The sequence below is a fragment of the Arthrobacter sp. AL12 genome, from assembly GCF_029960645.1.
In the GTDB taxonomy this organism is placed as follows: domain Bacteria; phylum Actinomycetota; class Actinomycetes; order Actinomycetales; family Micrococcaceae; genus Arthrobacter.
Map to the genome: position 1 here is coordinate 186665 of NZ_JASBQY010000007.1, position 12380 is coordinate 199044.

8 protein-coding genes are annotated in these 12380 nt (G+C 68.4%); 2 read left to right on the plus strand and 6 right to left on the minus strand.

What is annotated here, in order from left to right; all coding sequences use genetic code 11:
- Window positions 1-542 precede the first annotated feature (542 nt).
- Window positions 543-1259: a potassium channel family protein gene (locus QK291_RS10470; protein ID WP_282381468.1), complete on the plus strand. Its 717-nt coding sequence runs from the start codon at window positions 543-545 to the stop codon at window positions 1257-1259.
- Window positions 1260-1350: 91 nt separating this feature from the next.
- On the opposite strand, the gene QK291_RS10475 is transcribed toward QK291_RS10470, so the two are convergent.
- Genes QK291_RS10475 through QK291_RS10485 form a run of 3 tightly spaced genes read right to left on the minus strand, consistent with a single transcriptional unit; the run spans window position 1351 to window position 6504 of the window.
- On the minus strand, window positions 1351-2907 hold the full coding sequence (locus QK291_RS10475; RefSeq protein WP_282381469.1) for an FAD-dependent oxidoreductase: 1557 nt from the start codon (window positions 2905-2907) through the stop codon (window positions 1351-1353).
- Complete coding sequence (locus tag QK291_RS10480) at window positions 2904-5114, minus strand: molybdopterin oxidoreductase family protein (protein WP_282381471.1); 2211 nt, start codon at window positions 5112-5114, stop codon at window positions 2904-2906. The genes QK291_RS10475 and QK291_RS10480 overlap by 4 nt, the downstream gene beginning before the upstream one ends.
- 1 nt (window position 5115) lies before the next feature.
- A complete protein-coding gene (locus QK291_RS10485; protein WP_282381513.1) occupies window positions 5116-6504 on the minus strand; it encodes an MFS transporter in 1389 nt (462 codons plus the stop codon).
- Window positions 6505-6827: 323 nt separating this feature from the next.
- Here QK291_RS10485 and QK291_RS10490 point away from each other — a divergent pair, with 323 nt between their 5' ends.
- Window positions 6828-8240, plus strand: coding sequence for an MFS transporter (locus QK291_RS10490; RefSeq protein WP_282381473.1), 1413 nt, complete (start codon window positions 6828-6830; stop codon window positions 8238-8240).
- Window positions 8241-8391: 151 nt separating this feature from the next.
- Here QK291_RS10490 and QK291_RS10495 read toward each other — a convergent pair whose 3' ends face one another.
- The 3 genes from QK291_RS10495 to QK291_RS10505 form a co-directional block, all read right to left on the minus strand.
- Window positions 8392-9123, minus strand: a complete 732-nt coding sequence (locus QK291_RS10495) for a glutamine amidotransferase (RefSeq protein WP_282381475.1) — start codon at window positions 9121-9123, stop codon at window positions 8392-8394.
- Between the two features lie 67 nt (window positions 9124-9190).
- Window positions 9191-11011: a biotin carboxylase N-terminal domain-containing protein gene (locus QK291_RS10500; RefSeq protein ID WP_282381515.1), complete on the minus strand. Its 1821-nt coding sequence runs from the start codon at window positions 11009-11011 to the stop codon at window positions 9191-9193.
- Between the two features lie 157 nt (window positions 11012-11168).
- The gene (locus QK291_RS10505) at window positions 11169-11846 is read right to left on the minus strand and encodes a nucleoside triphosphate pyrophosphatase (protein WP_282381477.1); all 678 of its coding nucleotides are present in this window, start codon (window positions 11844-11846) and stop codon (window positions 11169-11171) included.
- Between the last annotated feature and the right edge of the window lie 534 nt (window positions 11847-12380).

Consider the following 12380-nt stretch of genomic DNA (forward strand, 5'->3'; position numbering starts at 1 on the left):
GTCCCGGATGGAACGTCCTGCGGGCGGCACCGTAATGGTGGCCTACGTCCTGGGCGAGGGCGGTAGGGGAAAAAGACCCTATCTCCGGGGGCTGCGGATATGGGATGTTGTCGCCATGTGGATCGTCGTGCTGCTCGTCATCGGGGTAGTGGTCGCTCTTTGGCAAGTCATTGTGGCCGGGCTCGTCCTTTGGGCGCTTGTGGCCTGCATCAGGTGGTGGATCGCGTTCGCGGTGGCAAAGCCGGGGACGAGCTACCCCAGGAAGCCTGTCCAAACCCGCCCGACGGCCCGCCCCGTCCAGACACGGCCTGCGCCCAGGCCCAAGAGGCCCACGCCCGTGCGCGAGTTGCCCGCGCCGGACTACCTGCCCAGGTGGTCTGCCAGCCGGCGGCTAGATGCGCGCCGGGAGCATGCCCAGTGGCAGGAGAACTTCGACAACGCAGGGCAATAGGTTACTGCGCGAAGAGTTTGCGGCACTGACGGCGGTGTGCGGACCCTAGCGCCGGGCGGTGGCAGGTCCTGCCGTGACTTAGCATGCACCTATGACTCAACAACTCTGGCGACGACATATGGAATGGCCCCTCCTTCTAGCATCTGTCGCGTTCCTTGTGGCTTACTCCGTCCAAGTCATTGGCAACCTGCGAGAAGATGCGGGCTGGATTGAGATGGTCGTCTGGGCGACATGGGTGTTGTTCGCTGTCGACTACATCGTCAACCTCGCGCTGGCGCCACTACGGGGCAGATGGTTCATTCGAAACCTTCACGAGCTCTTAATCCTGGCTCTGCCCATCCTCCGGCCCCTGCGTCTGCTCCGGCTTGTGACCCTCCTCAAAGTTGTCCACCGGGCTGCGGGAAGCGCCCTACGGGGGCGCATCCTGACCTACGTTCTAGGCGCTGCCGCGCTACTAACCTACGCGGGCGCACTCGCTGTCCTCGACGCCGAGTCGAACGTCGAGGGCGCAAACATATCGACCTTCGGCGATGCCATGTGGTGGGCCTTGACGACCATAACAACGGTTGGGTATGGAGACCACTACCCGGTCACGATGTTGGGCCGATTCGTTGCGGCCGGCCTCATGGTCGGGGGCATTGCCGTCCTGGGCGTAGTCACGGCTTCGGTGGCGTCGTGGCTGGTGGAGCAGGTAACCAGGCATACCGCTGCGGAGGTTGAGGTTGTCGAGGCGCCAATGCGGGTGGAGTTGGTCAGACTATCGGAGCAAGTGGAGCGGCTCACCGCACTGCTGGAGCGGCAAGGATGATGCCATCGTTCGGGCCTCCGGTCAGTAGGCAATTTCGGGGTGTGAACCGCAGCGAGAACGGGGCTGGAAAGTGCCTCCGCAAGCTCAGCCGTTACGCCACGGCCCCCTGAAAGTGCTTTTCGATGAGCCCCTTGATGTCGTCACGGCAGCCGCCGCATCCTGTCCCGGCGCGGGTGGCGCCTGAGACTTCGGCCACCGTCCCGCAGCCGTCGGTCACCGCAGCGGCAATCCTGGTCCCGCTGACCCCGGCGCACCGGCACACCGTGCGCTCCGGGTCGGCGGCGCCGGCGGCGGCCGCCTGGTCCGGGCCGTCGAGGCGCAGCAGCAGGGACCGGTCCGCCGGGAGCTCCGCGCCGCGCTCGAAGAGCTGCACGAGCTCGGCCGCCGTGCGGGGCATGCCCACGGACACCAGGCCTTCGAGCACCCCCGCGCGGGTGGTCATCTTCACGTAGCGGCCGTGCTCGGGATCGGCCCACTGTGCGATCTGCAGCCGGGCCCGGCCGTTCACGGCCCCGGCGGTCAACGCCTCCTCGTCCCACGGGTCGGCGCAGACATCCCCAGCCACGGCCATGTTCATGCCGCGCGCCTTGAGCACCACCACGCCGGGCAGCTCCGCCGGCAGCGCCGCCAGCAACTCGGCGTCAGGCGACCCGGACGCCAGCAGTGTCAGGTACTCGGCGAGCCATTCGGCCTGCCGCCAGCCCGGGCCTACCAGCCCGGACGGACCGCGCGCGGTCCGGCATTCAGTGCAGTCCGGTTCGGGGCAGCGGACCTCGGCGCAGTCGCCGACCGCGAAAATGTGCGGCTCGTGGTGTGCCCGGAGTTTGTGGTCCACCAGGATCCCGGCAGCGGTGGAGAGCCCGCAGCCCTCGGCGAGCTCGGTCCGCGGCCGCACGCCGCAGGAGAGGACCAGCAGGTCGCCGTCGATCGCGGACCCGTCATCGAGCAGCAGCGCCGAGAAGCCGCCGTCGGGCGCGCTGTGCTCGACACCGGTGGAGCGGGCGTTGCCGGCCACCCGCACGCCGCAGTTGCGCAGCGACGCCGCGAGCACGGCGCCGCCGCCTAGGTCGATGTTTCGGCCCAGCGGATGCGGGCCGTTGTGCACCACGGTCACGGTGGCGCCTTCCTCGGCCGCGGCGAGGGCGGTCTCCAGGCCCAGCACGCCGCCTCCCAGCACCACCACACTCTTGCCGCCGGCCACCGCCGCCTGCAGGACTGCGGCGTCACGCAGGTCCCGGAGCGCGGTGACGCCGGTGGGCAGGACCGGCGCGGCCGGGTCCGGGTTGAGCCCGGTGAGGTTGGGGATCACGGGGCGGGAGCCGGTGGCGAAGACCAGCCGGTCGTACCCGGGGGAGGTGCCGTCGCTGAGGACCAGCTGCTGCCGGGCGCGGTCCACGCGGCGGACCCGGACGCCCAGCCGGACGTCGACGCCGTCGGCAATCAGCGCGGCGGCGTCGGAGAGCACCAGGGCCGACGCCGTGGTCCGGCCGACGCCGAGATCCGCCACGAGCACGCGGTTGTACGCGGCCTCCGCTTCCTCGCCGATCACCGTCAGGTGCGCGAGTCCGCTGCGGACCGCCGGCAGCAGCTCGTCGACCAGCCGCGCGGCCACCGGCCCGAAGCCCACAACAACAATGCGCTCAGTCATGACGCACCTTCCTTCTGCAGTTCATTGGCGCGGAGACTGGCAGCGCCGGGCTTGACCCAGACTTCGCTGTTCTTGAACTCCGGCATCCCGGAGATCGGATCCGTGGCCGCCTCCGTGAGGCGGTTGGCGCTCTCCAGGTCCGGGAAGTGGAACGGCAGGAACACCGTTTCGGGCCGGATGTCCGTGCTCAGTTCGGCCCGGCAGGACACCTCGCCGCGGCCGTTGGAAATCGAGACGACGTCGCCCTCGGCGATGCCCTGCGCGGCGGCAGCTGCCGGATGGATCTGCAGCCGCGCTTCCGGCTGGGCCGCGGCCAGCGCGGGAACCCGCCGGGTCTGCGCGCCGGACTGGTAATGCTCCATCAGCCGCCCGGTGATCAGGGTCATCCGATTGCCGGCCCGGTCAGCGGGAGCGGCGCCCGCGAAAGACGAAGACGCAGCACGACGGCGGGGCGTCACCGGAGTGAATACGGCCCGCCCGTCCGCGTGGGCGAACGAGTCCAGGAACAGCCGTGGGGTGCCCGTGCTGCCGGCGGGGTAGGGCCAGTAGGCGGCCTCGCCGCGGTCCAGCATGGCGTAGTCGATCCCGGAGTAGTCGGCCAGGCCGCCGGAGGACGCGAGCCGGAGTTCCTCGAAGACCGTCTCCGGGTCCTCGCTGAACATCGAGGGGGCGTCCAGGGCCTCGGCCAGCCGGGTCATGATCCACAGCTCACTGCGCACCCCGGGCGGGGGAGCGAGGGCCCGGCGGCGGCGGAGCACCCGGCCCTCAAGGTTGGTCAGGGTGCCTTCCTCCTCGGCCCACTGGGTGACGGGCAGGATCAGGTCCGCCTCCGCAGCGGTCTCGGAGAGGAAGAAATCGCAGACCACCAGGAAGTCCAGGCTCCGCAGTCCGGCGATCACGGCGTTGGCGTCCGGGGCGGACACCGCCACATTGGCGCCGTGCACGAAGAGGCAGCGGACGCCGTCGGGCTGTCCCAGGGACTTGAGGAGCTGCACGGCGGGCAGGCCCGGGCCGGGAATGAGCGATTCCGGCACGCCCCAGACGCCGGCCATGTGGGCGCGGGCGGCGGGGTCGGTGATTTTCCGGTAACCGGGGAGCTGGTCCGCTTTCTGGCCATGTTCGCGGCCGCCCTGGCCGTTGCCCTGGCCGGTGAGTGTGCCGTAGCCGCTGCGCGCGGAACCGGGCAGGCCCAGCAGCAGGGCGAGGTTGATGGCGGCGGTGGCGGTGTCCGTGCCGTCGACGTGCTGTTCCACCCCGCGGCCGGTGAGGATGTAGCTGCCGCCCCGACGGGAGCCGTCGGCGAGCCGGCGGGCGGTATCGCGGATCAGCCCGGCCGGGACGCCCGTGAGCGACTGCACGCGCTCGGGCCAGTAGGAGGCGACGCTGCGGACCACGGCATCGTAGCCGGCGGTGCGGGCTACCACGTAGCCTGCGTCGGCCAGGTCCTCGTGGATCACGACGTGGGCGAGGCCCAGCAGCAGGGCGAGATCGGTGCCGGGCAGCGGCTGCAGGTGCAGGCCGCCGCCGTCGGAGGTGAACGCCGCGGTGGCGGAACGTCGGGGGTCCACCACGATCAGGCCGCCGGCGTCGCGGGCGCCCTGCAGGTGCTGCACGAACGGCGGCATGGTCTCGGCGACGTTGGAGCCGAGCATCAGGATGGTGCTGGCGGCGTCGAGGTCCTCCAGCGGGAAGGGCAGGCCGCGGTCCAGGCCGAAGGCGCGCATCCCGGCGGCCGCGGCGGAGGACATGCAGAACCGGCCGTTGTAGTCGATCCGGGAGGTGCCCAGGGCCAGCCGGGCGAACTTGCCCAGCTGGTAGGCCTTCTCGTTGGTGAGCCCGCCGCCGCCGAAGACTCCGACGGCGTCCGCCCCGTGGCGGGCGCGGGTGGACTTCACGGCGGCGGTGGTGCGCTCCAGCGCCTCGTCCCAGCCGATCGGGCGGTGGACGCCGTCGGCGCCCTTGAGCAGCGGCTCGGTGACACGGCCGGGGTGGTTCAGCAGCGACGCCGAGGTCCAGCCCTTGCGGCACAGCCCGCCACGGTTGGTGGGGAAGTCCCGTCCGGCCACGTCCAGGAGGGCGGCGGCGGGCTGCTCCGGCACGGGGGCTGACCCCGGCTGGGAAGCCGGGGTCAGCGCCGCTGGGGTGGTGAGCGTCATGGCGCACTGCAGAGCGCAGTAGGGGCAGTGCGTGTCGGCGCCGTTGGTCATGTTAGACGTGTCCCATCGCGTTTCGGCTGGCGTGGCGGATGTAGCAGAACCAGCACACGGCCAGCATCAGGACGTAGGCCCCGACGAAGCCGTAGAACGCGGGGGTGTAGGAGCCGCTGGCGCTGATGGAGGCGTTGAGCACCTGCGGGATAACGAAGCCGCCGTAGGCGCCGATGGCCGAGATCAGGCCGAGGGCGGAGGAGGCGAGGCGCTGGGTGGTGACCGTGCTGGCGCCTGCCTTGGCTGCCCGGCTGGAGGTGGCGAAGATGATCGGGATCATCCGGTACGTGGCACCGTTGCCGAAGCCGCTGGCGGTGAAGAGCAGCAGGAACAGGCCCAGGAAGAGCCAGAAGTTCTTCAGCGGCAGGGTCCAGACCATGGTCAGGGTGATGACGGCCATTGCGGCGAAGGCTGCGACGGTCATCCGGGCGCCGCCCATGCGGTCCGCCATGCGTCCGCCGTAGGGGCGGGCCAGCGAGCCGACCAGCGGGCCCAGGAAGGCGAGGGACAGGGCCACGGTGCCGACTCCGATGGAGGAGAACGCCGGGAAGTAGTCCTTGATGAGCTTGGGGAACACACCGGCGAAGCCGATGAACGAGCCGAAGGTGCCGATGTACAGCAGCGCCATGATCCACAGGTGCGGTTCCTTGAGCGCGGCGAGCGAGCCCGCGACGTCACCCTTGGCGCTGGTGAGGTTGTCCATGTACTTCCAGGCGCCGAACGCGGCGATCAGGATGAAAGGGACCCACATCCAGCCGGCCATGGGCAGGTTCACGGTGCCGGCGGCCAGCAGGGTGATGGCAATCGGGACAGCAAGCTGTGCGACGGCGGCACCGAGGTTTCCACCGGCGGCGTTCAGGCCCAGCGCCCAGCCCTTCTCGCGGGCCGGGTAGAAGAAGGTGATGTTCGCCATCGAGCTGGCGAAGTTGCCGCCGCCGAAGCCGGCGAGGGCGGCCACGAACAGCATGGTGCCGAACGGGGTCTCCGGGTTGGAGACACACAGGGCCAGACCGATCGAGGGGATCAGCAGCAGCAGGGCCGAGACGATGGTCCAGTTGCGGCCGCCGAAGCGGGGGACCATAAAGGTGTAGGGGATCCGGAGGGTGGCGCCGACGAGGCTGGGCATCGAGATGAGCCAGAAGATTTCCGAGGTGGTGAAGGTGAAGCCGGCCGCGGGCAGCTGGACCACCACGATCGACCAGAGCTGCCAGACGACGAAGCCGAGGAACTCGGCGAAGATGGACCAGTTCAGATTGCGGCGGGCAATGGTGCGTCCCTGGGACTCCCACTGTTCCTTGTTCTCGGCATCCCAGTTGGCAATCCAGCGGCCGGGACGGTGCTCAAGGGCGGGACCGCCAAGGGTAGTGCCGGTGTCGAAAGTGGGGGAAATGCCGGTTGGGGCATCTGCAGTGCGTTCAGCAGTCACGGGGACCTCCTTGGGGGATGTTGTCCTTTCAAGGTAGGGAATCCGCGTTTCCGGGAGCCTCGCCGTTTGTTAACGTGCTGTGACGTTTGCCTATCGGCGTGTTCGTGGCGGGGTGAGGGTCTGCGTTAGGCGTAGTGTGATGACCACCACGTGAGACAAACTCCGGCGTCCAAATAGTGGAACATTTGTCCAGTGACTGGACGCCGGATCCTATTATGTAAGCATACGTATCCTCTTCCGGGCGGCCTCCTGCAGGCCCAGTCCGGTCCTCATGAAAGCGCTACTACATGTCATCCACTGCCACCTCCACGGAGCATGGGTCCGCCCAACCAGTGAATTCGCGCGGCCGCGTCATCGTCGCCAGCCTGGTTGGCACCACCGTTGAGTTCTACGACTTCTACGTGTACGCCACCGCCGCCGTCCTCGTTTTCCCGCGGCTGTTCTTCCCCGGCCAGAACGAGACCACCCAGCTGCTGAGCTCGTTCGCCGTGTTCGGCGTCGCGTTCATCGCCCGTCCGCTCGGGTCCATCATTTTCGGCCACTTCGGTGACAAGTTCGGCCGCAAGGGCACCCTCGTGGCGTCGCTGCTGACCATGGGTATTGCCACCTTCCTCATCGGCTGCCTCCCGACGGCGCTCGTCCCGGGCTGGGAGTTCTGGGCCCCGGCACTGCTCGTCGTCATGCGCTTCGCCCAGGGCCTTGCCCTCGGCGGCGAATGGAGCGGTGCCGCCCTGCTGGCCACCGAGAACGCCCCAGCGAACAAGCGTGCCATCTACGGCACGTTCCCGCAGCTGGGTGCGCCCATCGGCTTCATCATCGCCAACGTGATCTTCCTGGTCTTCAGCTACTCCCTGTCGCCGGCGGCATTCATGGAATGGGGCTGGCGTGTGCCGTTCCTGCTCAGTGCCGTCATGGTCATCATCGGCCTCTACGTCCGGCTCAAGCTGATCGAGACCCCGGCCTTCACCAAGGTCCTGGAGTCCAACGAGGTCGCCAAGCTGCCGCTGGCCCGGGTCTTCAACACCAGCTGGCGCCAGCTGATCCTGGGCACGTTCATCATGCTCGCCACCTACGTGCTGTTCTACCTGATGACCACCTTCACGCTGACCTACGGCACCCGGGCCTCCAGCCTGGACGCTGCGAAGGCCGCAGCGGAGAAGGCCGGCAAGCCGATGACCGAGGCCGCGGCCGCCGCATTCGTTCCCGGCCTGGGCTACACCCGCAACGACTTCCTCTGGATGCTGATTGCCGGCGTCGTGTTCTTCGGTATCTTCACCCTGGTCTCCGGCCCGCTGGCTGAAAAGTATGGCCGCCGCAAGATGCTGATCGCCGTGACCCTCGGCATCATCGCCTTCGGACTGCTCTTCGTTCCGCTCTTCAGCGCCGGTTTCGTCGGCACAATGGCCCTGCTGATCATCGGTTTCTCCCTGATGGGGCTGACCTTCGGGCCCATGGGTGCGCTGCTGCCGGAGCTGTTCCCGACGAATGTCCGGTACACCGGCTCCGCCATCAGCTACAACTTCTCCAGCATCCTCGGTGCGGCCGTGGCTCCGTTCATCGCCGTCTGGCTCTGGGAACTGGGCAAGGGCAGCCCGATGCTGGTCGGCGTCTACCTCGCCGCCATGGCGGTGCTGACGCTGATCGCACTGTTCGTCAGCAAGGAAACCCGCGACCTGGAGTACACCAACAACGTCGCCTGACGCTCGATCCCGGGCCGGGGCTGACGCTCCAGCCCGGTTACCGACAACAATGCCCGGCGTGTTCACTGAACACGCCGGGCATTTCGGTGTCTGCGGGAGGGTGCCGGTGAGCAACCGGGCAGAAGCGCAGGACCCCTGGCGACAGCCCGGGTTAGCGCGCGTACCGTTCCACGAAGTTCCGCAGGATCTTCATCGATTCCGTCGCCGTGAACCGCCGGGCATCCTCCATCAGCCTCTCGGCAGATTCCGGCGGGAAGTAGCCGGCATGGCGGTAGATGTCGATCCTGGTGACCAGACCCTGCGCATCGAGCTCGGGGTGGAACTGCGTGGCGTACAGGTTGGTTTTGATCCGGAACATGTGCACCGGGCAGGCAGCGGAACTGGCCAGCAGCACCGCGTGCGGGGGGAGCAGCGTGCAGGCTTCCTTGTGGCCGGTGAAGGCCGTGAAACTCTCCGGCAGCCCCCGGAGCAGGGGATCCACCAGCCCTTCTTCCGTCAGCGTGATGGTCACACCGCCCAGCCCCTCGCCGTAGGTCCGGTCGATCACGGCCCCCTGGTGCCGGCCCAGCGTGCCGACCCCGTAGCAGGCACCCAGGAAGGGGAAATCCTCGGGCACGATCCGGTCGAGCAGGGCCGCGAGCTCATGCTCCACCCGGTGCTGGACGTCGCTTTTCTGCTCGGCGGGGTCGCTGGACGTGAACGGGCTCCCGCCCACAATCACGCCGGAGTATTCGGAGAGGTCCAGCCGGGGCAGCGGGGCGGCTTCCATCCGGATGCGCCTCAGCTGCGAGGGCTCGAGCCCGCCGTAGCGCAGGTAGGCTTCGTATTCGTCCTCGGCGGCGGCGTCCTCGGCCCGGGAGGCCAGGAGCAGAAATGGTTTCACAGACCAAGTCTGCACGGGCGGGACGCGGGGGCGCCAGAGGCGCGCCTGCGTCCCGCCCGTCGAACGGCTACTCGGCGGCTTCGTCCTCGATCAGTGCGATGATGGCGCCGGCGGAGACGGTCTCGCCGGCCGTGGCGGACAGCCCGATCACGATTCCGGCGCGGTGCGCGGTGAGCGGCTGCTCCATTTTCATCGCCTCGAGCACCACCACGAGGTCGCCCTCGGCAACGAGGTCACCCTCGAGGACGGCCACCTTGACGATGGTGCCCTGCATCGGTGAAGTCAGGGCGTTGCCGCTGGCGGCCGCCACGGCCCCGCCGCTGCGGGAACGCTTCTTGGCCTTGGCCGGTTTGACGGCCCCGGAGCCCCCTCCGGTGCCCAGCGACGCCGGGAGGACGACCTCAAGGCGCTTGCCGCCGACTTCGACGACGACGCGCTGGCGTTCGCCGGCGTCGGGCGTTTCAGCTTCGGTGCCGGTCGGCGTCCAGGCGGGAATGTCGTTGACGAAAGCCGTCTCGATCCAGCGGGTGTGGATCTTGAAGGGGCCCTCGGCGGGGGCGAAATCGGGGTTGGTGACCACGGCGAGGTCGAACGGGATGACGGTGGGGATGCCTTCCACCACCATCTCCTCGAGGGCGCGGCGGGCGCGCTGCAGGGCCTGCGGGCGAGTGGCGCCGGTGACGATCAGCTTGGAGAGCATCGAGTCGAAGTTGCCGCTGATGACGTCCCCCTGCTCCACGCCGGAGTCAATCCGGACGCCGGGACCGGTCGGGTTCACGAGCCGGGTGATGGTGCCCGGGGCGGGCATGAAGTTCCGGCCAGGGTCCTCGCCGGTGATGCGGAACTCGATCGAGTGGCCGCGGACTTCCGGGTCCCCGTAGCCGAGTTCCTCGCCGCGGGCCAGCCGGAACTGCTCGCGGACGAGGTCGATGCCGGTGACTTCCTCGGAGACGCAGTGCTCGACCTGGAGGCGGGTGTTGACCTCGAGGAAGGAGATGGTGCCGTCCTGGCCCACGAGGAACTCGCAGGTGCCCGCCCCGAGATAGCCGGCCTCCTTGAGGATGGCCTTGGAGGATTCGTAGAGCCGGCGGTTCTGTTCCTCGGTGAGGAACGGGGCCGGTGCCTCCTCGACGAGCTTCTGGTTGCGGCGCTGCAGCGAGCAGTCGCGGGTGGAGACCACCACGACATTGCCGTAGGCGTCGGCGAGGCACTGGGTTTCGACGTGGCGCGGGGCGTCCAGGAACCGCTCGATGAAGCACTCGCCGCGGCCGAAGGCGGCGACGGCTTCACGGACGGCGGATTCGAACAGTTCGGGGATTTCCTCGCGGGTGCGGGCCACCTTGATGCCACGGCCGCCGCCGCCGAAGGCTGCCTTGATGGCGACTGGCAGGCCGAACTTGTCCACAAACTCGAGGATTTCCTCGGCGGACTCGACCGGGTCGGCGGTGCCGGGAACCTGGGGGGCGCCGACCTTTTCGGCGATGTGGCGTGCCTGGACCTTGTCGCCCAGGGCGGCGATCGCGGCGGGGGAGGGCCCGATCCAGGTGATGCCGGCGTCGATCACCTTGGCGGCGAACTCGGCGTTCTCGGCCAGGAAGCCGTAGCCGGGGTGGATGGCGTCGGCACCGGAGCGGTGGGCCACCTCAATCAGTCTGTCCATCACGAGGTAGGACTCGGCAGCGGTGTTGCCGCCCAGGGCGTAGGCGTCGTCAGCGAGCTTGACGTGCAGTGCGTCACGGTCCGGATCCGCGTAGACCGCCACGGAGGCGATGCCCTCATCGCGTGCGGCGCGGATGATGCGCACGGCGATTTCGCCGCGGTTGGCGATCAGCACCTTGCTCAGCGGATGGGCGACTGCGGCGGTGCCTTCTTGGGCTGATCGCTGCACGGGATTTGCGGACTGCTCCGAATTTGCTGACAAGGCGTCTCCTTCTTTCCTTCAGGGAGCCTAGCGCGGTTTTGTGGGTTCCGCCGATATTACTTGCGGATTCCGCGGGTAAAGCGCCAAGCCTTTGTAGGGTTGCTACAAAGCTCTGCGAATTAGCTCACTCGGCCCGGAGCAGGGCGGGATCCGCGGCGCCGGTGGTCCACAGTTCCGTGATGCCCACCTGCGCCTGGCCCAGCAGCCCGCGGAGGGTGGAAATGGACAGCCCGACGACGGCGTGCGGGTCGCCGTCGACCTTGCGGATGAACGCCCCGCCGTAGCCGTCGATCGTGAAGCTGCCGGCGCACTGCAACGGCTCGCCGGTGGCGATGTACGCGTCGATTTCCTCGACACTCATCTCCATGAAGTGGACCTCGGCTGAGGTGACGTGCCCGAGGGTTGCGCCGGAGCCGGCGGCCCCCGATTCATCGGTCTCCTCGGTGTCGCGGCAGTCGACGAGCCAGTGGCCGGTGTGCAGCACACCCTTGGTGCCGCTCATCCGGAGCATCCGCTCTTTGGCGACCTCGGCCGTGTACGGCTTGCCGTGCGCCTCGCCGTCGAACTCGAAGACCGAATCGCAGCCGATCACCAGGGCGCCGTCGGCCTCGGGCAGGGAGGCGACGGCTTCGGCCTTGGCCCGGGCCAGCAGCAGGGCGGTGTCATGCGGGTCGGTGACGCCGTAGCGGGCCTGGACGGCGTCCTCGTCGACATCCGAGACGAGGATCTCGTGCCGGATGCCGGCGTCGGTGAGCAGCTTGGTGCGGGCGGGGGACTGGGAGGCAAGAATGAGGCGGGTCACCGCTCCAGCCTAGTTCCTCGGGCTCGTCGTCGCCGTGCTCTTTTTGTCAGAGGTCGATGAGAGCGTTGGTTCATGGACGGGAACCAAGGACCGGAAGAACTCCGCAGCGTCTCCGTGATGTGCGCCCGTGCGCTTGAGGAGGTTACTTTGCCCGAGAGCAACGCAGGACGGATTGAATTCTGGCGGCGGTTGGAGGAGCTGAGTTCCGCGGTGGCCATGGTCAGGACGCGCCTTGAAGTGGCGCTGGTCCTGAGTCGTGTGCCGAGATCTACCTCCGGTGTGGGGACCTCCCCGATGGCCTCCGAAGCGGCTGACCGGCTTCCGTTGGCCCTCATTAATGTCTTAGCCTTCCGGGACACTTGAGCCATGGACGGTACTCAGTCAGCCGCGGGCGCTCTGGCAGCAGAGGGGTGCAACTGCGCCTGTAATTGCGGGGACAGGCCAGCAACTGAAGACGCGGGCGCAGCTTTGTGCGGCGGCGTGCCTGAGCTGGATGGTGCGTGTTTGATTGCTGAAATCCGTGCCCTGGAGGAC

Bases quoted from the DNA above. Each gene is read 5' to 3' on its own strand.
- QK291_RS10470 (WP_282381468.1), top strand. From the start codon at position 543: ATGACTCAACAACTCTGGCGACGACATATGGAATGGCCCCTCCTTCTA.
- QK291_RS10475 (WP_282381469.1), bottom strand. From the start codon at position 2,907: ATGACTGAGCGCATTGTTGTTGTGGGCTTCGGGCCGGTGGCCGCGCGG.
- QK291_RS10480 (WP_282381471.1), bottom strand. From the start codon at position 5,114: ATGACCAACGGCGCCGACACGCACTGCCCCTACTGCGCTCTGCAGTGC.
- QK291_RS10490 (WP_282381473.1), top strand. From the start codon at position 6,828: ATGTCATCCACTGCCACCTCCACGGAGCATGGGTCCGCCCAACCAGTG.